The organism is Mycobacterium kyorinense (genome assembly GCF_002101735.1).
In the GTDB taxonomy this organism is placed as follows: Bacteria; Actinomycetota; Actinomycetes; order Mycobacteriales; family Mycobacteriaceae; genus Mycobacterium; species Mycobacterium kyorinense.
In genome coordinates this window covers 1-21,054 of the sequence record NZ_LQPE01000058.1, presented here as the reverse complement: position 1 = coordinate 21,054, position 21,054 = coordinate 1, and the positions used below count along the sequence as shown (strand labels likewise).

The following is a 21,054-nucleotide window of genomic DNA, read 5'->3' as shown; positions in this document are numbered from 1 at the left end:
GACCGTCCCGGGGTAGCGCGCGGCGGACCGGGCCTGGAAACTGGCGCCGCACACGCTGCAGGTCAACGTCGTCGCAACCACGAACGTTACGTTACAGCTATTCGTTACGTTCAGCGCCGTTGCTGTCCGCCGAACATGTCGGCGAGCGCGGCAGCCAGTTCGAGGTAGCGGCGCCGGCTCTCCTGGCTCAACCGCGACGGGAGGATCTGGTTGTCGTCATGCACGTGCCGGTCGAAAGGCAACACCACCACGCGCTCGGGTGAAAATCGTTCCGACAACTCCCGTAGTTCCTTGCTGACCCAAGCCCGCGGTTTTCGTTGCTCGGTGCGGTTGATCGCCAGTACGGCCGACTCGACCAGGTTCTGATACCCGTTGCTGCCCAACCAGTCCAGCATCGACCAAGTCTTCCTGATGGCGTCGATGGACGTGTTGGTCACCAGCACCAGAGCCTCGGACTCCGACAAAACCGCTTCGGTCACATTGGATTTGAGTGTCTTGCCGCAATCCACCAGCAGCACTGAGTATCGTTTGCGCAGCATCGAGAACGCCTTGACGACGTCGTCGCGCTTGATCTGCCAGTCACTGTGCGCATAGTCCGGATGCCCGAAAACATCCAAACCCGAGCTGTTTCGGCTACCGAGGCGACCGGCGAGGTCTCCGGTGTCGACGTCGACCGCGATCACCCGGTCGTCGCGCGCCTCGGCGAAAATGGAGCCGAGCGTCTCGACGACGGCCGTTTTTCCGACCCCGCTCTTGGCGCTCACCACCGCGATCGGGAAGGCGCCGACCACCGGCACGCGGATCCGCTCGCGCAGGTCGCGTTCGTGGGCCCTCGGTTTGCCTTGCCCGGGTTCGCCTCGGGTCAGTTGGGCGAACAAATTGCGCAAGCCCGGTTTGGCGGGGACCTCGACGTCCTCGACGCTGTCAAGCACGGCCTGCTCGGGCTCAGCCTGGACCGGCGCATCCATGTTGGCCAGCGGAACCGTCGCACGGATGTCCGCCGGCGACGGGGGCGAGTACGCGCGTGCATCATTGCGCCGGCGCGCCGCCTGCCGTCCTCCCGCCAGCGGTTCCGTCTGTTGAAACATGCCGCGATCAGGGCCGCGGTTATTCATGTTCCCGACCGTAGCACCGGCCGGGACGGTCGGAAAACCTTGCCAATGGCCGGGATTCGGTGAAAGGTTAGTGGCCCGCGGGTGAACGCGGGGTGGACGTCGCTCGTTGGCGGCGACCCGCAGCGCCCGGCTACGCCGCGCTTGCGATCGCCGTCAGCCGAAAAAGGCGGCCGCGTCGTCATAGCGGCTCTGCGGTACCAGCTTGAGCTGGCGGACCGCGTCGGCCAGCGGCACCCGGCCGATGTCCTGGCCGCGCAGCGACACCATCTGGCCGTACTCGCCGGCGTGCGCCGCGTCGGCCGCGTTCACCCCGAACCGGGTGGCCAGTACCCGGTCGAAGGCCGTCGGGGTACCGCCGCGCTGCACGTGGCCCAGCACCGTCACGCGCACGTCCTTGTTGATCCGCTTTTCCACCTCGGCCGCGAGTTGGGTCGCCACGCCGGTGAAGCGCTCATGCCCGAATTCGTCGATGCCGCCCTCACGCAGCATCATCGAGCCCGGAATCGGTTTGGCGCCCTCGGCCACCACGCAGACGAAGTGGGAGTCGCCGCGCTGAAAGCGCCTCTTGACCAGCCGGCACACCTCTTCGACGTCGAAGGGCTGTTCGGGGATCAGTGTCATATGTGCGCCGGAGGCCAGCCCGGCGTTCAGCGCGATCCAGCCGGCATGCCGGCCCATCACCTCCACCAGCATCACCCGCTGGTGTGATTCGGCGGTGCTGTGCAGCCGGTCGATCGCGTCGGTGGCGACCGTCAGCGCGGTGTCGTGGCCGAAAGTCACGTCGGTGCAGTCGATGTCGTTGTCGATGGTCTTCGGCACGCCGACGACGGGAACGTTCTCCTCGGAAAGCCAGTGTGCGGCGGTCAGCGTGCCCTCGCCACCGATCGGGATCAGCACGTCGATGCCGTTGTCGTCGAGGGTCTGCATGATCTGCGGCAGCCCGGCACGCAACTTGTCCGGATGCACACGGGCGGTGCCGAGCATCGTGCCGCCCTTGGACAGCAGCCGGTCGTTGCGGTCGTCGTTGTGCAGCTGGATGCGCCGGTTCTCCAGCAAGCCGCGCCAGCCGTCCTGGAAACCGACCACCGACGAGCCGTACCGGGCGTCGCAGGTGCGCACCACCGCCCGGATGACCGCGTTGAGCCCTGGACAGTCGCCGCCTCCGGTGAGAACCCCGATCCGCATAGCCCCATCTTGCCGGGTGCCGTCCCGTGGCGCGAGCAGACGCAAAATCGCACGCGCCGGGCGATTTTTATGCGATTCTGCGTCTGCTCGCCGTCAGATAGCCGACGGCAGCGGGCCGCGGGCGGCCTCGTAGGCGGCGCCCACCCGGTACAGCCGGTCGTCGGCCAGCGCCGGCGCCATGATCTGCAGGCCGACCGGCAACCCGTCGTCCGGCGACAGCCCCGACGGCACCGACATGCCGCAATGGCCCGCCAGGTTCAGCGGCAGCGTGCACAGGTCGAACAGATACATGGCCAGCGGGTCGTCGACCTTCTCCCCCAACCGGAATGCGGTCGTCGGGGTTGCGGGCGACACCAGCACGTCGACCGACTTGTAGGCCTCGTCGAGATCGCGGGCGATCAGCGTGCGCACCTTCTGGGCCTGGTTGTAGTAGGCGTCGTAGTAGCCCGCCGACAACGCGTAGGTGCCGATCATGATGCGCCGCTTGACTTCCGGGCCGAACCCGGCGGCGCGGGTCAGCGCCATCACCTCTTCGGCGCTGTGCGTGCCGTCGTCGCCGACCCGCAGGCCGTAGCGCATCGCGTCGAAGCGGGCCAGGTTGCTCGACACCTCCGACGGCAGGATCAGGTAGTAGGCGGCCAGCGCGTAATCGAAATGAGGGCAGTCGACTTCGCTCACTTCGGCGCCAAGCTTGGTCAGCTGCTCGACCGCGTCGTTGAACGACGCCAGCACGCCGGGCTGGTAGCCCTCGCCGCTGTGCAGTTGGCGGACCACCCCGATGCGCACGCCTTGGAGATCCCCTGCCGCACCGGCTTTCGCGGCGCCGACGACGTCGGGGATTGGGGCGTCGACCGACGTCGAATCACGCGTGTCGTGCCCGGCGATCACCCGGTGCAGCAGCGCGGCGTCCAGCACCGTGCGCGCGCACGGCCCGCCCTGGTCCAGCGACGACGCACACGCCACCAGGCCGTACCGCGACACCGTGCCGTAGGTGGGCTTGACGCCGACGGTCGCGGTCAGCGCGGCCGGCTGGCGGATCGAGCCGCCGGTGTCGGTGCCGATCGCCAGCGGCGCCTGAAACGCCGCCAGCGCCGCCGCGCTGCCCCCGCCCGAACCGCCGGGCACCCGCTCGGTGTCCCACGGGTTGCGGGTAGGGCCGTAGGCGGAGTTCTCCGTCGACGAGCCCATCGCGAACTCGTCCATGTTGGTCTTGCCGAGGATCGGAATGCCCGCCGCCCGCAACCGTGCCGTGACGGTGGCGTCGTACGGAGAGCGCCAGCCCTCCAGGATCTTGGAGCCGCAGGTGGTGGGCATGTCGACGGTGGTGAACACGTCCTTGAGCGCCAGCGGTACCCCCGCCAGTGCGGACGGCAGCTGTTGCGCGTTGTCGACGGCGGCCGCGGCGGCCAGCGCATTCTCGGCCGCGACGTGCAAGAAAGCGCCGTAGCGCTCGTCGGTGGCCTCGATCTGGTCGAGGCAGGCCTGGGTGATTTCGACCGACGACACCTCTTTGGCCGCGATTTTGGCGGCCAGCGTGGCAGCGTCCAGCCGGACGAGGTCGCTCACTGCTCTTCCCCGAGGATTTGCGGGACGGCGAAGCGGCCGTCGACCGCGGCGGGCGCCTGGTCGAGCGCCTGCTGCTGCGTCAGGCAGGGGCCGATCTCGTCGGGTCGGGTGACGTTGACGTCCTTGAGCGGGTTGTCGGTCGCTTCGACACCGGTGACATCGACGGCCTGGATTTGGCTGACGTGCGTCAGGATGGCGTCGAGCTGGCCGGCAAAGCTGTCCAGTTCGGCGTCGGTCAACGCCAGCCGGGCCAGCCGGGCCAGGTGGGCCACGTCGTCACGGGAGATCTGGGACACGAGGCAAAAGCGTACCCAGCGCAGCGATGCCCGCCGAAATGCCGCAGCCGCCGGGCTGTGAAACAGTGTGCGCGTGCCTTCCTATCTGCTGCGGGTTCAGCTGGCCGACCGACCGGGCAGTCTCGGTTCGCTGGCGGTCGCGCTCGGCTCGGTGGGCGCCGACATCCTCTCGCTTGACGTGGTCGAGCGCGGGTCCGGCTATGCGATCGACGATCTGGTGGTCGAGCTGCCGCCCGCGGCGATGCCCGACACGCTGATCACTGCGGCCGAAGCGCTGAACGGCGTCCGGGTGGACAGCCTGCGACCGCACACCGGACTGCTGGAAGCCCACCGCGAACTCGAACTCATCGACCACGTCGCGGCGGCCGGCGCCACGCCGGCCAAGCTGCGGGTACTGGTCGACGAGGCACCGCGCGTCGTGCGCGTGGGCTGGTGTGCGGTGCTATGCGCTGCGCCGGGCGGCCTGCAGCTGGTCGTCGGCAGCTCGGGCACCCCGGAAACCCAGCCGGATACCGCGCCGTGGATGCCGATCGAGCGAGCCTCCGCGCTGGATGGCGACGCCGACTGGGTGCCACAGGTCTGGCGGCAGATGGACACCACGCTGGTGGCGGCGCCGCTGGGAGAGCCGAACACCGCGCTGCTGCTGGGCCGGCCCGGGGGCCCGGAGTTTCGGCCGTCCGAGGTGGCGCGGCTGGGTTATCTGGCCGGCATCGTGGCGACGCTGCTGCACTGAGTTATTCGCTGCTGTCGCCGTAGGCGTTCGAGTTGTCGAGCAAAGTGCGCAGCCGGTCCAGCGGGTCGCCGCTGCCGGTGCCCAACCGCGGGGCGGCACTGGGACTGCCGACGCTGGGCAGCCGGTCGGGGCTGACCGGGTTAAGGGCATCGCCTTCGCCGGCTGGCGCCTCGCCATCCGAGGGCACTTGCCCGCCGGATCCGGCGGGCGGCGAACCCGAACCGCCTTGCGGCGGTGGCGATCCCGGGCCCTGGCCCGACGGCGGAGGTGGCGACCCCTGGCCCTGGTCCGGTGGCGGCGGGTTGCCCTCGCCCGGCGGCGGTGGCGAGCCCGAGCCACCACCCGAGCCTCCCGACCCGCCACCGTCACCGCCCGAGCCGCCCGAGCCGCCCGAGCCACCCGAGCCGCCCGACGGTGGCGACTCCTGGTTGCTCGACGGCGGCGGCTTGTGCAGGCTATCGATCTTCTGCTGCAGCCGGGGCAACGCCTCATGGCGAATGCGGCGACGATCCGCATCCGAATCGCCGTTTCCGGCGAAACAGCCCTGCGGGGCCTCCTTGACCACGGTGATCGCGCTGTTGTACCGCTGCTCGGCCACCTGCACGTTGCCGGCGCGGGCGGCGAGATCGCCCAACGTCTCGATGACCAGTTCCAGATTGACCCGCGCGGGACAGGACTGCGCAAAACTGGTGTGCGCCAACGATTCCCGGAAGCCTGCACTGGCGTCATCCAACCGGCCCTCCAGGACGGCCAGATCCGCATCGGCGAACGACGTCTTCGCCGGCTCGAAAATGTCGAAGGACTTCAGCGCGGAGACGTCGTCGCGCAGCGCCGCGATGTCGTGTGCGGCAAAATCGCCGACCGCCGAATTGCTGACCACCGCAACGCTGATCATCTTGGCGCCCACCAGCAGCAACACGACCACCACCGGCAGGGAAAAGGCGAACAGTCGCCACCGCAACCGGATCCGCGACGGCCCGGAGCGCAACCTCGCCAGCGCACGCTCTATCCGCGGGCGGATCGCGAAACCGGGCGTCTTGCGCAGCATCATCGCGACACGTCCTGGCGCGCCATCCGGTTGAGTCGGAACTCGCGGATGGTCAGCACGATCTCGGCGAGCAGCAGCACCGTCGACAACAGGGTGAACACCCAGTACAGCTCTCGACGCTCGATCAACTTGGATGCCCGCAGCGAGCCCGCGTCGTCGGATGACAGCCCGGGCGGGTCCACCGCGGGCAGCACCGCGGCGATGCTCTGCCCGCTATCCCGGTGGAAATACGGCACTTTCAGCTCGCCCGCGACGTTCTTCAGTGTCTGCTCGTCCAGCACCGACGCCAGCTCGGCGCCGCTCGCCGGATCGGTTTGGTAATTCTTCGTGCCGTTCACCCAGCCCTGCGGGATCGGCCCACCGGCCGCGGTGCCGTAGCCCAACACCGCGCCGCCGGCGATCGCGTCGCGTGGCGGATCGAACGAGGCGCGTGAGACGCGCGAACCGCCGTCGCCCGCACCGAAATAGAACACCAGGCTCTTCGAACCGGGAAATAGGTCCGCTGCGGATTTGAGTTGCTCGCCAAGGATGCTCCTGGCCGTGGTCGGGTCGGCCTGATACATCGCGTCGGGTGCGGCGACGGTGTACGACGACAGGCCATGCACCATCGATCTCAGGCTCCAGGCGTCGTCGGAAAGCGGCCAATCCAGCGTCGCTTTCGATGCGAACGAGATGACCGCGAACCGCGCCCGGTGGTACTCGCCGATCAGCGCGTCGAGGTCGGAACGGATCCCGCTCATTCGCGATTGGTGGTCGCCGTAATCCTCCACTCGCGAATTCACCGAACGATCCACCACGAAGAACACGTTCAGATTCGGCTCGGCCGCCGCGGCGCGGTTGGGTTGATCGGCCGAGCCGCCGGCCAGGTCGATGCCCGGCCGCGCCGCCGCGAACACCAACAGCAGAACGGCGAGGGTCAGGCCGCACCAGCGCAACACCACCCGCCGATAGCGGCCGCTGCCGGTGCGGACCAGCACCCGATACAGCGCCACCATCCGCACTACGATCAGCGCGACCGCGATCACGACGAGAACCGCGGGCGCGAAGACCGGATTGAACGTCATCGCCGCAGGACCGCCAGTGACAGTCCCAGCAGGGCGGCGAACGCCAGCGCGGCCACGAGCGCCAAACGCGGCGAGTCAAACGACTCGATCGACACCACTTTGCCGTTGGGAAGCGTTGCCTGCGGCGGGTTGTCGCGGACCTGGTCGAGGATGCGGGTCAGAGTGGCGTCGGCCCCGGAATCGCTCGATGCGACCCCGGAGGGGTTGTACAGGAAGAACTTTCCGCCGGTCGATTCTGTGATCGCGCGCAGGGTGTCGTTGGCTTGCGGTGAGCTCTGCGCAACATCGGAACGGGAGATGGCGTTGATCTGCACGCCGGCGTCCGCGGCCATCTTCGTCACCGCCTGCGCGGTGTACAGGGCGGGCCGCTTCTCGTTCGGCGGCCTCGGCGCGCTGTAGCCGACGTAGACCAGCGATCGCCGATGCGTGCTTTTGGTCTCGAACGACGGAAATCCGGTGAGGCACAACGCGAGATTGTCCTCGAGGCTGGTCGCATAGTCGACGTAGCTGACCCGCTGGCTGAATTCCTCGATGCCCGACTGCAGTGCACGGCGGTCACCTTCGGGCACCGCTTTGTTGGCGGCCAGGTCTTGCTGGGTGCGCGCGAGCTTGGCGAAGTGCTCGAGCCGCCCGGCCGCATATCCGTGGTCGCGAGTCAACGGGACTACCCGCAGACTGGTCGACGTCAGCCCGATGCGTTGGGTGCCATGGGACTTGGCTTGCTGGGCGTAGTAACCGAGAAAGTTGGCGGTGGTGGAATCGGTGACGGGCTCGCCGACGCACAGCATGATGTCGTCGGGATGCTGCACTTCGAATTCCTTTGTCACCGACGACATTCCCATGGGCCGGGCGCTGGCGACCAGGGCCGTGGCGAAGGTCGCCAGCAGCAGCGCGCCGGTGACGACCATGGACAGGAAATAGATCCGGTAGACCCGGGCATACTCGGGCAGCCGGGTCAGGCGGTCGACATGTGCCAGCGGGCGCAGCTGACGATGGACCTTGGGCATCGGTAATAAAGCCGCGGCGGCGATACAGCCCGCCAGGCACACAATGCCCACGGCGATCAGCGGCCACCACCTCAGCTCCATGACCGGATGAGCTCCTCGGTGGATCGGCCCACCGCGCCGATGTCGACGCGGCTGTCGGCGTTAAACTGAATGTCGCCCAGCGCCTCCAACAACGGCCCGGCCGGCGCCAGGTCGCCGGACGCGATGTCGCCGACATGCAGGTACTGCGCCCGGGTTCCGGTCGCCAGGAACAGGAAGCTGCGCAACGTGCGGCTGATCGCGGCGCTGGCTTGCGGCGCGGAAATGCCGCCGGTGCGGTACTGCCCGCAGATCGCAGCGACCGAGCGTGCGAAACGGCGTCGCAGCAGCCGCGCGTGCAAGCCGCCGATCACCGGCATGGCGCGCAGCCGGGCCGGCGGCATGGTCCACACGAAAACACCTGCAAGCCAAGCTATTACAAGCGCAATGAGGCAAAGCCCGGCCCACAACCACCATACCGAGAACGGCAGCGGGCCGCTCACATATCGCAGTAGGTCGTCAGCTGGCATTGCGGTAGGCCTCAGCCATCTCGACGATGCGTGGACGGATCTCGGCACTGTCGCCGATCTTGGCGAAGCGGACATGGTGCGAGGTGAGGAACTGGTCGAGCTGCACGGCACGCTGCTGCTCGGCGGCTTGGTAGGCGGCCACGACACGGGGTCCCAGCGTGGCGCCGTTGAGCACGAATTTGCCGGTGGATACGTCGAATCCGTCCTGCTCGCCCTCGTCCGAGCCGACGGCGGGCAGGTCGGTGATCATCAGCCAGATCAGCTCGTGGCGCCCGACGAGCTGGTTGAGCACCTCCTCGAGGCGGGCGCTGACATCGGGTTCGTCGGAGACCACGATCAGCAGCAGCCGTCGGCGGTGGGCGCGGGTCACATACTCCAGCTGGCTGACGATATCGCTGGGCCCCGGATCTGTTGTGGCGCTGCTGTAGTAGAGCTCGAGCATGCTTTCGATGTGCGTCTCGCCGCGCCGGTTGCGGATGTTGGCGCAGCCGCGCGCGTCGCCGTACACCATCCCGATCTCGTCGCTGCGGCCCATCGCGATCAGGCCGATCGCGCCCATCACGTTGGCGGCGATGTCGCGTTTGATCTCGCCGTTCGGCGCGAGCGCCGACATGTTCCGTCCAGCGTCGGCGACCAGCAGGATCTTGTGGTGCCGTTCGGAGACATAGCGTTTGATCAACACTGTCCCGGCCCGCGCGGACGCTTTCCAGTCGATGTCGCGCACGTCGTCGCCGGCGACGTACGGCCGAAGGTCGTCGAGTTCGAGGCTGCGGGTGTGCAGCAGCGCGTAGCGTCCGCCCTCCAGCATGCGGCGGGTGTCGGTGCCGAAATACAGGCGCGCCCGGTTGAGGTGCTTGCCCATCGGCGTCAGGGAACTCGAACAGAAGCCAGCACAGCGTCGATCACGATCTCCGGCGTGACCTTGGCCCGGACCGCTTCGAATCCCAGAATCAGCCGGTGGCGCAGCACGCGGTGGGCGAGCTTGTGGATGTCGTCGGGAATCACGTGGTTGCGCCCGCTCAGCACCGCCAGTGCCCGCGACGCGCGGCAAAACGCAATCGTGGCACGGGGACTGGCGCCGTACTCCACGAGTTTGGCCAGATGCGGCGGCAGGAACTGCTCGGCGTTGCGAGTCGCGTGCACGAGTTGGCTCGCGTAGTGCACCAGGACCTGGTCCATGTGCACGTTGCGCACCACTTGCTGCAGGCGCCGGATGTCGTCGAGACCGACCACCGGGCGAGGCTTTCGATCGCGGTCGTAGACCCCGGCGTCGATGCGGAAGATGACCTCGGCTTCCTCTTGTGGCATCGGGTAGCGCAGCACCTCTTTGAGCATGAACCGGTCGGTCTGCGCCTCCGACAGTGGATAGGTGCCTTCCTGGTCGACCGGGTTCTGCGTCGCGATCACCACGAACGGGTCCGGAATCGGGTAGAGCTGACCGGCGATCGTGGTCTGGCGCTCCTCCATGGCTTCCAGCATGGCGCTTTGGGTCTTGGCGCTGGAGCGGTTGATCTCGTCGAGCAACACGATGTTGGTGTGCACCGGCCCCAGTTGCGTGGTGAACGAATTGGTCGACGAGTCATAGATTTGCGTGCCGATGATGTCGCTAGGCAACAGGTCCGGAGTGCACTGGATGCGCTGAAAGCCACCGGATATCGAATCGGCGACCACCCGGGCCGCCGTCGTCTTCGCCAGTCCCGGAACGCTTTCCAGCAGGATGTGCCCTCCGGTGAGCAGGCCGATCAGCAGCGACTCGCGCAGATTCTCTTGTCCGACAACCTTGCTGGCGAACACCTGGGTGATCGCGTTGACAACGCGGTAGGCGTTGTCCATGTCCTGTCGGTTGGGCTGAAGTCGAATATGTTCGGTTGTCATGGTCAGTGCCAATTGATGGTCGGTGGACTTTGCGAAAGATCGGCCTCGCCAATGAGGATGGCGGGCGCGCTACCCGTCACGCTCGAGCCGTCCCTGGTTTGAGCCGTGTACCCGAAAGTGGTCTGCATGGTGACGAGCGCCGACATTTTCAACGGGATGAACCGGATTTCGGCATTGTTGGCGTCGGGTGCTTGCCATGTCACCGTCCCGTCGACGACGCCGGGGACAAACATTTTCTGCGGACATTGTTCGGGCATCGGCGATTTCGATTGCGCACAGGTATCCAGCCGCTGCTTGACAGCGGCCACGATATCCGCCCGGCCCGCATCACTGATCGACAGCGTGGGAAGGACCGCCGCCCCGGCGGGGGACGCCAGCGACTCGAGCAGCACCGGTTTACCTGTCGCGGCGATGTTCTTGTTGCTCGAGCCCCAGTCGATCCAACCGGGAAATACATAGGCCACCGATTTTCCGACCGGCTTGCCGAACGCGGTGAGGGTCTCCATCGCCTGATTGGTGGCGGTGAAGCGGGTGAAGTCCAGCCGTACCGTGCTGGCGCTGAGTTTCCAACGGCCGTCGGCCTTTTTGACTGGCAGCGTGCTGTCGGAGCTCTGGTCGCCGAAACTCACTGTCACGTGAACCTGGCCCGTGCCGGATGCGTCGCCCGCATTGTCGCCGAGGATCCGGACATTGGAGATCGGCATCTTCTCGGTCTGCTTCTTGAGGATGTCGTCGGTCAGCAGCTCCTTGGACGCGGGCTGATCGGCACCGTAGGACAACGCCGCTTCCGCGTCGCCGCGCGCCAGCGCTTCCAGGTAACCCTTGACCGCGGCACTCGGACTACCTGCGCCGCTGCCACCGCCCCCACCGAACAAGGTGAAGGCCCCCACGATGGAGATCACCACGATCACCGCCACACCGGCCCCGACCGTCACCAGCAGCGCCTTGCGGTGACGACGCCCCGCGCGCGGTTGCACAGGAAACTGCGGACCCCATTCCGGCGCGCCGACAGGGCCCCAACCGGGCGGTGGCTGTGGCGGCGGTTGTGGTGGCGGCGGCGCCTGCCACTGCCCCGGTGCCTGCGGGACCTGCGGCGGCCCCCAACCGGTGGGCGGGGCTTGGCTGGGGCCTCCGATCGGGTTGGGACCGCCGTAGTTGCGCCCCGTGCCCGACGAATCCGTCACTGCACTCCTCCCGCTGAAATAGGCGGCGAACACCGCTTGGCGGGCGGCGCCGGCACCGCAGAGCCGGTGAACCACGAAAGTCTAACCAGACGCGGGCGGTCTCGATGACGCGAATTCGGCCACCACTGAGACCGACGGCTACTCGGCCGTGCCCGAAATCCCGGCCGGCCCTTCGGCCAGCAGCCTGCGGAAACCGTCCTCGTCGAGGATCGGGACGCCCAGTTCGACGGCCTTGTCGTACTTGGATCCGGGCGAATCCCCGGCGACCACGTAGGCGGTCTTCTTCGACACCGAGCCGGCGGCTTTGCCGCCCCGCGCGACGATGGCCTCCTTGGCGTCGTCGCGGGAGAAGCCGGCCAGCGATCCGGTCACCACGATCGAGAGTCCCTCGAGCGTGCGGGGCACGCTGGTGTCACGCTCGTCGGCCATCCGCACTCCGGCGGCGCGCCACTTGTCGACGATCGCCCGATGCCAGTCAACGCTGAACCATTCTTTGACCGCGTCGGCGATGGTCGGCCCGACGCCCTCGACGGCGGCCAGCTGTTCGGTGGACGCAGACGTGATCGCGTCGATGCTGCCGAATTCGGTGGCCAGCGCGCGGGCGGCGGTCGGCCCGACGTGCCGGATGGACAGGGCCACCAGCACCCGCCACAGCGGCTGCTGCTTGGCCTTGTCCAGGTTGGCCAGTAGCCGCTTGCCGTTGGCCGACAGCGTGCCGGCTTTGGTGCGGAACAAGTCGGTGCGCAGCAGGTCGTCTTCGCTGAGGCTGAACAGATCGCCTTCGTCGGCAATGACTTTCGCCTTCAGCAGCGCAATGCCGGCCTCGTAGCCCAGCCCCTCGATGTCCAGGGCGCCGCGGCTGGCGACGTGGAACACCCGCTCCCGCAGTTGCGCCGGACACGACCGCGAGTTCGGACAGCGGATGTCGGCGTCGCCTTCCTTGGCGGGCGCGAGCTTGGTGCCGCATTCGGGACACGTTGCGGGCATCACGAATTCGCGTTCCGATCCGTCGCGCAGGTCCACCACAGGGCCCAGCACCTCGGGAATCACGTCGCCGGCCTTGCGGATCACCACGGTGTCGCCGATCAGCACGCCCTTGCGTTTGACCTCCGACGCGTTGTGCAAGGTGGCCAGCCCGACCGTCGACCCGGCGACCTTCACCGGTGTCATGTAGGCGAAGGGGGTGACTCGCCCGGTGCGCCCGACGTTGACCCGGATGTCGAGCAGCTTGGTCTGCGCCTCCTCCGGTGGGTACTTGTACGCGATGGCCCATCGGGGCGCCCGCGAGGTGGACCCGAGCCGGCGTTGCAGCGCGACTTCGTCGACTTTGACCACCACACCGTCGATTTCGTGGTCGACGTCGTGGCGGTGCTCGCCCCAGTAGGCGATGCGCTCGTGCACGCCGGCCACTGCGTCCACCCGGGTGGTGTGCTCGGAAACCGTTAGGCCCCAAGCCTTTAGCGCAAGGTAGGCGTTGTGCAGGCTGGTCGGCCGGAAACCTTCGGTGTGCCCGAGGCCGTGACAGATCATCCGCAGCTTGCGGCGGGCGGTCACGGCGGGATCCTTCTGCCGCAACGATCCCGCCGCGCTGTTGCGTGGGTTCGCGAACGGTGTCTTGCCGTCCTCGACCAGCGCGGCGTTGAGCGCCTCGAAATCGGCCACCCGGAAGAACACCTCGCCGCGGACTTCGAGGACATCGGGGATCGGGTAGTCGTCGTCGGCCGTGAGCCGCTCGGGGACGTCGTCGATGGTGCGGGCGTTGAGCGTGACGTCCTCGCCGGTGCGGCCGTCGCCGCGGGTGGCCGCGCGGACAAGCCGGCCACCGCGGTAGACCAGCGACAGCGCGACGCCGTCGATCTTCAGCTCGCACAGGTAGTGGGCGTCGTCGCCGACTTCGGCGCGCACGCGGGCCGCCCACGCGTCGAACTCCTCGGCGCTGAACACGTTGTCCAGCGAAAGCATCCGCTCCAGGTGCTCGGCCGCCATGAAGTCGGTGGCGAAGCCGGCCCCGCCGACCAGCTGCGTGGGTGAATCCGGGGTCCGCAGCTCGGGGTACTGCTCCTCGAGAGCCTGCAGGCGCCGCAACAGCTCGTCGAACTCGGCGTCGGAGATGATCGGCGCATCGCGCACGTAGTAGCGGAACTGGTGTTCGCGCACCTCGTCGGCCAGTTCCCGCCATTGCCGGCGGACGTCGGGCGCAACCGGGTCGGCTTCTGGCGAGCTCACCTTGGCAGGCTATCGAAGGACGCCGACTAATCCTCGACGTAGGCGCGCAGCCGGTCGATCGCGGCGTCCCAACGGCGCGACAGCTGGACCAGGTAGTCGCTGGCCTCGGCCAGCGGCTTGGTCTTCAGCGCCCAGATGCGCTCGCGCCCGCGGCGGCTGCTGTCGACCAATCCGGCTGCCTGCAGCTGCTCCAGGTGTTTGGTTGCGGCCTGACGGGTGACCGGAACCGCTTGCGTCACTTGGGAAGTCGAGCTTGGCCCGCTGTCGGACAGCTTGACTACGATGCGTAGCCGGTTCGGGTCGCCCAGGGCGCTGAACAGCGGCGCCGTCACACCGTGTGCTCCAGCGCCAGGTATTTGCGCACCAGTTCGACCTGGTGGGCCCAGCCTGCGGCGTTGGACTCGAAAGCGTCCGAGCGCCGTGCGGCGGGCAGGGCGTCGAAACCAGATTCGACGATGGTCAACAGCACGCCGTCGGGCGTCTCGTCCAGGGTGAACTCGACCAACGTGGTCGGCTCGTGGTCGGTGTCCGGTTCGCCGGCGCACGGATGCCAGCGGTAGGCGAAGCGCCGCTGTGGTTCGACCGCGACGATCTGCCAGGTGGTTGTGTTGCCGGCATGCGGCTGTTGAAGTTTGGCGACCTCGTCGTCGACGGTCGTCGGGGTGATGGTCGCGCTGACCGACGTTCCGGCGACGAACGGCCCGTCGAAGCGCACGCCGAACCATTGCCCGAACTCGTCCGCGTTGCTGATCGCCCGCCACACCCGGTCCAGTGGCGCGCGAAGTAGTACCTGCTTCTCGATTCGATCCCTAGTCATATGCAACCTCCTGGTTGCGTTTTAGTAGACCATGGTCCGGCCTGATGCGCAACCCTGTGGTTGCGTTTCAGATTGCGTCGGGATCGTCCGCCAACGCCTCGGCGGCCTTGCGGGCCAGGTCGATCGCGGTGCGGGCCCACTCGGGTGTCGCGCCGGCCAGGCCACACGCGGGGGCGATTCCGATCCTGTCCCGCAGCGCAGCACGGGTAAACCCGAGCCGGTCGACCACCGCGACGGCCGCCTTGGCGACCTCCTCGGCCGACGGCCGGCGCGGCGGGGCGGTGGCGGCCACGGCGCCCAGCACGACGGTGCGGCCGGAGTCGACGAACTCCGCGACCCCGTCCAAATCGACGGCCTGCAGTGTCGTCACGTCCACCGATACCGCGTGAATCTCGCTGCGCTGCAATACCTTCCACGGCATGTCGGGCGCGCAACTGTGCACCAGGACGTCGGCGCCGGCCGCGGCCACACAGCCGTCGAGCAGCGTGGTTGCCAGCGTCTCGTCGATCGGGTGCACCGGGGTCAGTGCCGTCACTCCGGTCAGCCGTCCGGCCAGCGCCGCCGGCAGCGACGGTTCGTCGAATTGCACGACGACGGGTGTGTCGAGTCGCCGCGCCACCGTCGCCCGATGGTTGGCTACCCCTTCGGCCAGCGACGCGGCCAGGTACCGGATCGCGCCGGCGTCGGTGATGGCGCGGTGGCCGTTGCTCAGCTCCAGCTCGGCGGCCAGCGTGACGGGTCCGGGCGCTTGCACCTTGACGGGCCGACCGCTGCCCCGCAGGCCCGCCGTCTCCCAGGCCTCTTCCAGCGCGTCGACGTCCTCGTCGAGCAGGCTGATCGCGCGGCGTGTCACGGTGCCGGGACGTGCGGCGACGCGGTAGCCCCGGGGCACCGTGTCGATCGCGACGTCGATCAGCAGCGCACCGGCGCGCCCGATCGTGTCGGCGCCCACTCCCCTGCCGGGCAGCTCGACGATGTGGGCCAGTGCGCCGGCCAGCTCGCCCACGACGACCTCCGCCGCCTGCCGCGCCGTGGTGCCGGGCCACGAGCCGACCCCGCTGGCCGTCGCGAAAGCAGTCACCGGCCAACCGTACGGTCCCGGGCTAGCCTCAAGGGATGCGGATACCGGCACGCATGCTGCTGGTGTGTTGCGCGGGGCTACTGGCAGTGGCGTGCACCCGGGTGATCGGCGGCGTGGCGGTGCCGGCATTTCCCGGGACGCTCAGCGCCTCGCCGGTCGACGTCGATCAGATCCTTCTCGACCAGACCCGGATGCAGGCGATCACCGGCGGCGGCGAGCACCTGACGATCATCCCGTCGATGGACGGCAAGGCGCCGGTGGACCTCGACGCGCTGGCCGCGACTGCGCCGCCGCCGTGTCGGTTCATCTATGCCGAGACGGCTACTTTCGGACCCGACGTCGAGGAATTCCACAAGACCACGTTCCAGTACCCGCCGCAGGGCGGGCTGATTTCCGAGGGCGCGGCCGCCTATCGCGATACCGGCGCCGCCAAGCACGCCTTCGACGTCCTGGTGTCGACGGTCGAAAGCTGCGCGACCACCTCGGACGGATTCGTCTACATCGGCGACTGGCATGCCGACGCCCAGTCGCTGCACACCCGCCCCGGAAACTGCGGGCGCGATTACCGGCTCAAGTCGGTGGTGCTGCTCGAGGTGACGTTCTGCGGCTTCCCGGAGTCGGTGTCCGACATGGTGATCACGAACATCGCGGCCAACGTTCCCGGCTGACGGTCAGGACGCATTGGCGATCGTCGCGCTGCCGATCACCTCGTCGCCGTCGGCGTCCGGGCGATAGAGCACCAGGGTCTGGCCGGGCGCCACTCCCCGCAGCGCTGCCCGCAACCGCACCGCAAGCTCGTCGTCCACCAATTCGGCTACCGCGTCGACGGTTTCGCCGTGGGCGCGCACCTGCACCGCGCACTCGACGGCCCCTGAGGGCGCCGCGCCCGCGGTGAAGACGGGCTTCTGCCCGGTCAGCGCCCACACGTCCAGATCCGCGGCGGTGCCCACCCGTACGGTGCCGCTGTCGGCGTCGATCGCTGTCACATAGCGCGGCCGGCCGTCGGGGCCGGGACCGGCGATGCCCAGCCCCTTGCGCTGGCCGATCGTGAAACCGTGGACGCCGTCGTGCTCGGCCAGCACCGCTCCCCCGGCATCAACCACGGTGCCGCGACGCACGCCGATGCGGCTACCCAGAAAAGCCCGGGTGTCACCGGACGGGATGAAGCAAATGTCATGGCTGTCCGGCTTTTCCGCGACCGCCAGGCCGCGACGGGCGGCCTCGGCGCGGATCTGCGGCTTGGGGGTATCGCCGACCGGGAACGCGGCATGGCGCAGCTGCTCGGCGGTCAGCACCGCCAGCACGTAGGACTGGTCCTTGTCGCGGTCGACCGCGCGGCGCAGCCGACCGTCGGCCAGCCGGGCGTAGTGCCCGGTGGCCACAGCGTCGAAACCCAGAGCGAGCGCACGGGTCGCCAACGCCGAGAACTTGATCCGCTCGTTGCAGCGCACGCACGGGTTGGGAGTCTCGCCGCGGGCGTAGGACGACACGAAGTCGTCGATCACGTCTTCCTTGAACTTGTCGGCGAAATCCCAGACATAGAAAGGGATTCCGAGCACATCGGCGACCCGGCGAGCATCGGCGGCGTCCTCCTTGGAGCAGCAGCCCCGCGATCCGGTGCGCAGCGTGCCCGGCGCGCTCGACAGCGCCAGGTGCACGCCGACCACATCGTGTCCGGCGTCGACCATCCGGGCGGCCGCCACCGACGAGTCGACGCCGCCGCTCATCGCGGCCAGCACCTTCATCGCGACACCCCCGCGGCGGCCAGCGCGGCCTGCCGGGCCCGGGCGACCGCGCCCGGCAGTACCCGCAGCGCCGCGTCGACGTCAGCCTCGACGCTGGTGTGCCCCAACGACAATCGCAACGATCCGCGTGCACTGGCGGTGTCGGCGCCCATCGCGAGAAGAACATGCGACGGCTGCGCCACCCCGGCCGTGCAGGCCGAGCCGGTCGAGCATTCGATTCCATTGGCGTCCAACAACATCAGCAACGCATCGCCCTCGCACCCGGCAAAGGTGAAGTGCGCGTTGCCCGGCAGCCTGGCATCCCGGGGCCCGTTGAGCCGCACGTCGTCGATCCCGGTCAGCACTCCGTCGATCAGCCGGTCGCGCAGCACCCGCAGGCGCGCGCTGTTGGCCTCCAGCCCGTCGACCGCGATCTGTGCGGCCGTCGCCATGCCAACGGCTCCGGCGACATCCGGTGTGCCGGAACGGATATCGCGCTCCTGCCCGCCGCCGTGCGACAGCGGCACGCAGCTGACGTCGCGGCGCAGCAGCAATGCCCCGACTGCGGGCGGGCCACCGAACTTGTGGGCGGCCACGCTCATCGCGGACAGCCCGCTGACCCCGAATCCGACCGGCAGCTGACCCACTGCCTGAACAGCGTCGCTGTGCATCGGAACATCGAATTCGGCTGCGATAGCCGCTAGTTCGCTGATCGGCATGATGGTGCCGACCTCGTTGTTGGCCCACATCACCGACACCAGCGCGACGTCGTCGCGGCTCTCCAAAACGTCGCGCAGGGCGGCCGGCGCCACCGAGCCATCGTCGCCGGCCGGCAGCCAGGTCACCTCGGCGCCTTCGTGTTCGGCGAGCCAGGTGACGGCGTCCAGCACGGCGTGGTGTTCGACGGCCGTGCTCACGATGCGACGGTGGCGGGACTCGGCGTCGCGACGCGCCCAGTAGATGCCCTTGATCGCCAGGTTGTCGCTCTCGGTGCCGCCCGCGGTGAAGATCACTTCGGAGGGGCGCGCGCCGAGTTTGTCGGCGATCAGTTCGCGGGACTCCTCCATCCGGCGCCGCGCGGCGCGGCCGGCGGTGTGCAGCGACGAGGCGTTACCCACGGTGGCCAGCACGGCCGTCATCGCCTCGATGGCGGCGGGATGCATCGGGGTGGTGGCGGCGTGGTCGAGGTACACCATGACCCGCCCAGGATACCGGCGCTATTGGTCGCCGCCGCCTGCCAGGACATAGCCGGCGAGGCTGCCCAGCAACCCGGCGCAGTGCTCGACGAGTTGATCCGGGGTGTGGTCGAGTTCGCCGTCGGCCCAGCGGCGCAACACTTCGAACACGCCGCCGACGCCCACGATCGCGGCGAGTTCACCGACCTCGGCCGCGGAGTCGGGAATGTCCAGGTGCAGCCGCGCCTGCTGCCACACGAGATCGGCGAAGCTGGCCATCAGCTCGCTGCGGAGTTCGCGCAGTGTCGGCTCGGTGCCGGATTCCACGAAAAGAATCCGGCCCAGCCGTGGATCGTCGGCCATCATGGTCAGCAGCGCACGAATCGGGGCTTGCGCCAACGCATCTGGCGTGGAGCTGCCCTCGGGGATGGCCTTGACGATGGCCTCTTGGATGGTGGTGCGGAGTTGCTCGGCGACGGCGCGCAGCAGCGCGTCGCGGTCAGCGAAGTGCTGGTAGAAGTAGCGCGAGGTCACCCCTGAGGTGGTGCACACGGCGGTCACGGTGGTGTCGGCGGCGCCGCGCGTGCCCATCAGCTCGATCGCCGTGTCGATCAGCCGCGCTCGACGGCCGGCCTCGCGCTGCTCGGCCGTCATACCGCCGTAGATCCGCGCCGGACTCACGGGCTACAGTCTGTCATTCCCATGTGACTAGGCGTAAAGTCACATGTGAGCTTGCCGACAGGAGGACCGATGCCCCAGCGCCCAGTATTGAAAGCCCGCCGCGTCCAGTTCACGCTGCCCACGGGCACCCGGAAGCATTACGCCGGCGACGACCTGGTGATGAGCCACTTCGTCTCAGTACTGTCTGCGGCGTTTCCGGAGGGCGAAGACTTTTTCATCCGGTCGGTGCGCAACTATCGCGACCAGATCACCGACCCGGAACTGCAGCAGGCGGTCAAGGGGTTCATCGCCCAAGAAGCTACCCACCGCCAGCAGCACCGGATGCTCAACGACCGGCTCCAGGACATGGGTTATCCCACCGCGCGGTTTGACCGCCACGTCAAGTGGTTGCTCGCCAAGCTCGAAAAGGTCTTTTCCACGGAGATGGCCCTGGCCGGCACCGCCGCCCTGGAGCACTACACGGCGACGTTGGCGGAGCTGATGCTCAGCGACGAGCAGATGCTGGACTTGCTCGGCCGCTCGGACGTGCGCCAGATACTGCTGTGGCACGCATTCGAGGAGTGTGAGCACAAGGCGGTGGCCTTCGATGTCTTCCAAGCGGTCGGCGGAACCGAGCGGACCCGGGTGCGGGCCATGCGGATAGCCACCGTGATCTTTGTGGCCGAGGTGGTCATCCAGACGCTCCGGTCCATGGCCCGCGACCGCGCGTCCTACAACCCGCGACGGCTGCTGCGCAGCCTCAACGATTTCCGCAAGTCGCCGTTGGTGAGCGCCGAGACCCGTCGTCGCATCGCCTCCTACACCCGGCCGGGCTTTCACCCGGACGACTGGGACACCACCGAGCTCCTCGACCGCTGGTCAAAGGAACTCTTCGACGCCGACGGAAACCAGCTGGTGCAGGCGCGGTAGCTCCTGCCGAGCCGACGCAGCGAACTCGTCGCGCACCGCAGCCTGGCAGCGTCGGGCAAGCTCCCGTCGGTCGGTGCCCGGCAGCTGCAGCGATTCGACGCATACCCGCGCCACCGTGCACCGGGCGAACAGCAGCCGGCGCATCGAGGTCAGCAACGTGTCGTCGCCGATGAAAGCCGGAGCGGTCGAGACCCTGCCGTCGCTGTGGTGGTATCTCAGCCGCAGCGGCTGGACCGGCCGGCCCGCGTCGATCGCGGCTTGAAACATGGCCGGACGGAACCGCCCCGAAGCGAGGCCGCACCAAGTGGTGCCTTCCGGGAACGCCACTACCGTGTCACCGGTGTGCAGCCGATCGGCGACGACGCCCACCACGCGGGGCAACTGACGCAGGCTGTCGCGGTCGATCGGAATGACTTTGATGATCGGGGCCATCATGCGCACCGCAAGGCTGCGCGCAACGTCGGCACGGGCGACGAACGACAGCGGCTGTGAACGATTGACCGGGAACACCGCACCGATCGTGATGACGTCCAGCCAGGACATGTGGTCGCTGACCACCAGGACGCCGGGCAAGTTGCGAAGCGGCCCACCCGTCACCGTGATCCGCACACCAAAAGAGCGCAAAACCAGCCGGCAGTAAGCACGCTGCGCCCACGACCGGCCGGGTAGCGGAACGGCGAGCAGCGGCAGCGCCGGCACCAACAACAGCACCAGCAACACCCGCAGCGCCACCGTCGCCCGTCGCGCTGCGTGCCCGGCGCCCGCTTGCACGCAGGCGTCATCGCAGGATGCTCGCGGCCACCAGGCATGGGTGGGCGGG

The 21,054-nt window shown here is 68.3% G+C and carries 22 protein-coding genes; 3 read left to right on the top strand and 19 right to left on the bottom strand.

Features of this window, described 5'->3' with window-relative positions; genetic code table 11:
• Positions 1–110: 110 nt before the first annotated feature.
• The 4 genes from AWC14_RS08755 to gatC all read right to left on the bottom strand — a co-directional run bounded on the left by AWC14_RS08755 (position 111) and on the right by gatC (position 4,162).
• Positions 111–1,115: a MinD/ParA family ATP-binding protein gene (locus AWC14_RS08755; RefSeq protein ID WP_081968300.1), complete on the bottom strand. Its 1,005-nt coding sequence runs from the start codon at positions 1,113–1,115 to the stop codon at positions 111–113.
• A gap of 153 nt (positions 1,116–1,268) precedes the next feature.
• Positions 1,269–2,300 (bottom strand): ATP-dependent 6-phosphofructokinase, encoded by a 1,032-nt coding sequence (locus AWC14_RS08750; protein WP_045383720.1) that lies wholly within the window; start codon positions 2,298–2,300, stop codon positions 1,269–1,271.
• Positions 2,301–2,393: 93 nt separating this feature from the next.
• Positions 2,394–3,866: an Asp-tRNA(Asn)/Glu-tRNA(Gln) amidotransferase subunit GatA gene (gene gatA, locus AWC14_RS08745; RefSeq protein ID WP_045383717.1), complete on the bottom strand. Its 1,473-nt coding sequence runs from the start codon at positions 3,864–3,866 to the stop codon at positions 2,394–2,396.
• A complete protein-coding gene (gene gatC, locus AWC14_RS08740; RefSeq protein ID WP_045383715.1) occupies positions 3,863–4,162 on the bottom strand; it encodes an Asp-tRNA(Asn)/Glu-tRNA(Gln) amidotransferase subunit GatC in 300 nt (99 codons plus the stop codon). Before gatC ends, gatA begins: the two co-directional genes overlap by 4 nt.
• A gap of 73 nt (positions 4,163–4,235) precedes the next feature.
• Between gatC and AWC14_RS08735 the strand changes: the two genes are divergently transcribed.
• On the top strand, positions 4,236–4,895 hold the full coding sequence (locus tag AWC14_RS08735; protein WP_142281627.1) for an ACT domain-containing protein: 660 nt from the start codon (positions 4,236–4,238) through the stop codon (positions 4,893–4,895).
• Between the two features lies 1 nt (position 4,896).
• On the opposite strand, the gene AWC14_RS08730 is transcribed toward AWC14_RS08735, so the two are convergent.
• The 11 genes from AWC14_RS08730 to AWC14_RS08680 all read right to left on the bottom strand — a co-directional run bounded on the left by AWC14_RS08730 (position 4,897) and on the right by AWC14_RS08680 (position 15,745).
• Positions 4,897–5,946 carry a hypothetical protein gene (locus AWC14_RS08730; RefSeq protein WP_052425676.1) on the bottom strand — a complete coding sequence of 350 codons (1,050 nt, stop codon included), beginning with the start codon at positions 5,944–5,946 and terminating at the stop codon, positions 4,897–4,899.
• Positions 5,943–7,007 (bottom strand): vWA domain-containing protein, encoded by a 1,065-nt coding sequence (locus tag AWC14_RS08725; RefSeq protein WP_045383711.1) that lies wholly within the window; start codon positions 7,005–7,007, stop codon positions 5,943–5,945. The genes AWC14_RS08730 and AWC14_RS08725 overlap by 4 nt, the downstream gene beginning before the upstream one ends.
• On the bottom strand, positions 7,004–8,095 hold the full coding sequence (locus AWC14_RS08720; protein WP_045383708.1) for a vWA domain-containing protein: 1,092 nt from the start codon (positions 8,093–8,095) through the stop codon (positions 7,004–7,006). The genes AWC14_RS08725 and AWC14_RS08720 overlap by 4 nt, the downstream gene beginning before the upstream one ends.
• A complete protein-coding gene (locus AWC14_RS08715; protein WP_337590227.1) occupies positions 8,086–8,445 on the bottom strand; it encodes a hypothetical protein in 360 nt (119 codons plus the stop codon). Before AWC14_RS08715 ends, AWC14_RS08720 begins: the two co-directional genes overlap by 10 nt.
• 106 nt (positions 8,446–8,551) lie before the next feature.
• Positions 8,552–9,424: a DUF58 domain-containing protein gene (locus tag AWC14_RS08710; protein ID WP_045383703.1), complete on the bottom strand. Its 873-nt coding sequence runs from the start codon at positions 9,422–9,424 to the stop codon at positions 8,552–8,554.
• A 5-nt stretch (positions 9,425–9,429) separates the two neighbouring features.
• Positions 9,430–10,437 carry an AAA family ATPase gene (locus tag AWC14_RS08705; protein WP_045383702.1) on the bottom strand — a complete coding sequence of 336 codons (1,008 nt, stop codon included), beginning with the start codon at positions 10,435–10,437 and terminating at the stop codon, positions 9,430–9,432.
• Positions 10,438–10,439: 2 nt separating this feature from the next.
• A complete protein-coding gene (locus AWC14_RS08700) occupies positions 10,440–11,354 on the bottom strand; it encodes a DUF4878 domain-containing protein (protein WP_158089877.1) in 915 nt (304 codons plus the stop codon).
• Between the two features lie 405 nt (positions 11,355–11,759).
• Positions 11,760–13,847, bottom strand: a complete 2,088-nt coding sequence (ligA, locus tag AWC14_RS08695) for an NAD-dependent DNA ligase LigA (RefSeq protein ID WP_045383700.1) — start codon at positions 13,845–13,847, stop codon at positions 11,760–11,762.
• A 26-nt stretch (positions 13,848–13,873) separates the two neighbouring features.
• A complete protein-coding gene (locus AWC14_RS08690) occupies positions 13,874–14,179 on the bottom strand; it encodes an ArsR/SmtB family transcription factor (RefSeq protein WP_142281626.1) in 306 nt (101 codons plus the stop codon).
• The gene (locus AWC14_RS08685; RefSeq protein ID WP_045383699.1) at positions 14,176–14,664 is read right to left on the bottom strand and encodes an SRPBCC family protein; all 489 of its coding nucleotides are present in this window, start codon (positions 14,662–14,664) and stop codon (positions 14,176–14,178) included. The genes AWC14_RS08690 and AWC14_RS08685 overlap by 4 nt, the downstream gene beginning before the upstream one ends.
• Before the next feature lie 67 nt (positions 14,665–14,731).
• Positions 14,732–15,745 (bottom strand): uroporphyrinogen decarboxylase/cobalamine-independent methonine synthase family protein, encoded by a 1,014-nt coding sequence (locus AWC14_RS08680; RefSeq protein ID WP_045383697.1) that lies wholly within the window; start codon positions 15,743–15,745, stop codon positions 14,732–14,734.
• A 35-nt stretch (positions 15,746–15,780) separates the two neighbouring features.
• On the opposite strand from AWC14_RS08680, the gene AWC14_RS08675 reads away from it, so the two are divergent.
• The gene (locus AWC14_RS08675) at positions 15,781–16,413 is read left to right on the top strand and encodes a sensor domain-containing protein (protein WP_045383694.1); all 633 of its coding nucleotides are present in this window, start codon (positions 15,781–15,783) and stop codon (positions 16,411–16,413) included.
• 3 nt (positions 16,414–16,416) lie between these two features.
• On the opposite strand, the gene mnmA is transcribed toward AWC14_RS08675, so the two are convergent.
• The 3 genes from mnmA to AWC14_RS08660 are packed head-to-tail and all read right to left on the bottom strand — an operon-like array spanning position 16,417 to position 19,325.
• Positions 16,417–17,490 carry a tRNA 2-thiouridine(34) synthase MnmA gene (mnmA, locus tag AWC14_RS08670; RefSeq protein WP_045383691.1) on the bottom strand — a complete coding sequence of 358 codons (1,074 nt, stop codon included), beginning with the start codon at positions 17,488–17,490 and terminating at the stop codon, positions 16,417–16,419.
• Positions 17,487–18,665 carry a cysteine desulfurase family protein gene (locus tag AWC14_RS08665; RefSeq protein ID WP_045383688.1) on the bottom strand — a complete coding sequence of 393 codons (1,179 nt, stop codon included), beginning with the start codon at positions 18,663–18,665 and terminating at the stop codon, positions 17,487–17,489. Before AWC14_RS08665 ends, mnmA begins: the two co-directional genes overlap by 4 nt.
• 21 nt (positions 18,666–18,686) lie before the next feature.
• Positions 18,687–19,325, bottom strand: a complete 639-nt coding sequence (locus AWC14_RS08660) for a TetR/AcrR family transcriptional regulator (protein ID WP_193393853.1) — start codon at positions 19,323–19,325, stop codon at positions 18,687–18,689.
• A 69-nt stretch (positions 19,326–19,394) separates the two neighbouring features.
• Here AWC14_RS08660 and AWC14_RS08655 point away from each other — a divergent pair, with 69 nt between their 5' ends.
• Positions 19,395–20,234 carry a metal-dependent hydrolase gene (locus AWC14_RS08655; protein ID WP_045383685.1) on the top strand — a complete coding sequence of 280 codons (840 nt, stop codon included), beginning with the start codon at positions 19,395–19,397 and terminating at the stop codon, positions 20,232–20,234.
• On the opposite strand, the gene AWC14_RS08650 is transcribed toward AWC14_RS08655, so the two are convergent.
• Positions 20,184–21,054: lysophospholipid acyltransferase family protein (locus AWC14_RS08650; protein ID WP_142281625.1), on the bottom strand; the 871-nt coding region annotated here is incomplete at its 5' end. The genes AWC14_RS08655 and AWC14_RS08650 overlap by 51 nt on opposite strands.

Bases quoted from the DNA above. Each gene is read 5' to 3' on its own strand.
- AWC14_RS08755 (WP_081968300.1), bottom strand. From the start codon at position 1,115: ATGAATAACCGCGGCCCTGATCGCGGCATGTTTCAACAGACGGAACCG.
- AWC14_RS08750 (WP_045383720.1), bottom strand. From the start codon at position 2,300: ATGCGGATCGGGGTTCTCACCGGAGGCGGCGACTGTCCAGGGCTCAAC.
- AWC14_RS08730 (WP_052425676.1), bottom strand. From the start codon at position 5,946: ATGATGCTGCGCAAGACGCCCGGTTTCGCGATCCGCCCGCGGATAGAG.
- AWC14_RS08725 (WP_045383711.1), bottom strand. From the start codon at position 7,007: ATGACGTTCAATCCGGTCTTCGCGCCCGCGGTTCTCGTCGTGATCGCG.
- AWC14_RS08720 (WP_045383708.1), bottom strand. From the start codon at position 8,095: ATGGAGCTGAGGTGGTGGCCGCTGATCGCCGTGGGCATTGTGTGCCTG.
- AWC14_RS08710 (WP_045383703.1), bottom strand. From the start codon at position 9,424: ATGGGCAAGCACCTCAACCGGGCGCGCCTGTATTTCGGCACCGACACC.
- AWC14_RS08705 (WP_045383702.1), bottom strand. From the start codon at position 10,437: ATGACAACCGAACATATTCGACTTCAGCCCAACCGACAGGACATGGAC.
- AWC14_RS08685 (WP_045383699.1), bottom strand. From the start codon at position 14,664: ATGACTAGGGATCGAATCGAGAAGCAGGTACTACTTCGCGCGCCACTG.
- AWC14_RS08675 (WP_045383694.1), top strand. From the start codon at position 15,781: ATGCGGATACCGGCACGCATGCTGCTGGTGTGTTGCGCGGGGCTACTG.
- mnmA (WP_045383691.1), bottom strand. From the start codon at position 17,490: ATGAAGGTGCTGGCCGCGATGAGCGGCGGCGTCGACTCGTCGGTGGCG.
- AWC14_RS08665 (WP_045383688.1), bottom strand. From the start codon at position 18,665: ATGGTGTACCTCGACCACGCCGCCACCACCCCGATGCATCCCGCCGCC.
- AWC14_RS08655 (WP_045383685.1), top strand. From the start codon at position 19,395: ATGCCCCAGCGCCCAGTATTGAAAGCCCGCCGCGTCCAGTTCACGCTG.